Consider the following 1,008-nt stretch of genomic DNA (forward strand, 5'->3'; position numbering starts at 1 on the left):
ATCCCGAGTTCGGTCATCGTGACCAGGACCGCGCGCCCATCCGACGGATCCGAACTGCGTGTGACCATCCCCTGCTCTTCGAGTGCGGCCACGGTCTTGGCGATCGATTGCGGTGTGACGCGCTCGAATTTGGCCAACTCTTTTGCGGTCAACGGACCTTGTCGGTCGAGGTGGCCGAGGGCCTGGATTTGGCTCGGGGTGAGTTTGTGGTCGTTGCGTTTGGTGCGCAGCCGCCGAACGAAGGCGCCCAGATCGTCCCAAAGTACGTCGATGTCGTCTCGTGCCTTACTGCGAGCCCCACGTTCGTCCATTTAGACAGTCTAACTGTGTTGTTTCAGTGTTTCCAGTCCGATTTTCGCGAAAGAACGGGAATAAATGATTGCTTTGGTTGTTTAAAACTCTGGGACTGCCGTGCGTCGGCAGGCGGACTGATTCCGTCCACGGGTCGGATTGCCGAAGCCTCCGACAGTAGAAAGCTCGGATGCGCACCCCCTGCGGCGCACCCGAGCGGCCAAAACCATACCACTTGGTGTCTTTTGGGCATAAAGTCGGTTGTTGTCCCCCGAACAGGGGATTGCGACTAGTACTTTTGGCGGGTATAGCTCTAGTCCTTACGTAGGGTGTGTTGGAGGGGATATTGTGAAGTTTCGGGGGATGACAGGCGCCGATCACGGCGATTCTGCGTACCAACTCTGCGAGAGGCACAACACCGTCAATGGCACGTCAACAAGAGCGTGCGCGGCGTACCCGCGCCGCCCTGGTCGAAGCGGCTGCAGTCGAATTCGCCAAGCGCGGCTATGCAGCTGCGTCGGTGAACACGATCCTCGAGGGCTCCCGCGCCACCAAAGGCGCCATGTATTTCCATTTCCAGTCCAAGGAAGAGTTGGCGCGAGCGGTTCTGACCTCGGCTATCGAAACCTTCACTGGAATTACTGATCGTTGGGCCAAGAGAACAGACCTCGATCCATTCGTCGCTTTGCACGGTCTCGTGCTCGACATTGCCGAGGT

General features: G+C 58.1%; 2 protein-coding genes. One reads left to right on the plus strand and one right to left on the minus strand.

Features of this window, described 5'->3' with window-relative positions:
• On the minus strand, positions 1–311 hold a 311-nt coding region (locus ABT116_RS50605; protein WP_351648670.1), incomplete at its 3' end, for a MarR family winged helix-turn-helix transcriptional regulator.
• A gap of 404 nt (positions 312–715) precedes the next feature.
• Here ABT116_RS50605 and ABT116_RS50610 point away from each other — a divergent pair.
• A partial coding sequence (locus tag ABT116_RS50610; protein WP_351648674.1) for a TetR family transcriptional regulator occupies positions 716–1,008 on the plus strand: 293 nt, incomplete at its 3' end.

Source organism: Streptomyces sp. NPDC002130, assembly GCF_040296465.1.
Taxonomy (GTDB): domain Bacteria; phylum Actinomycetota; class Actinomycetes; order Streptomycetales; family Streptomycetaceae; genus Streptomyces.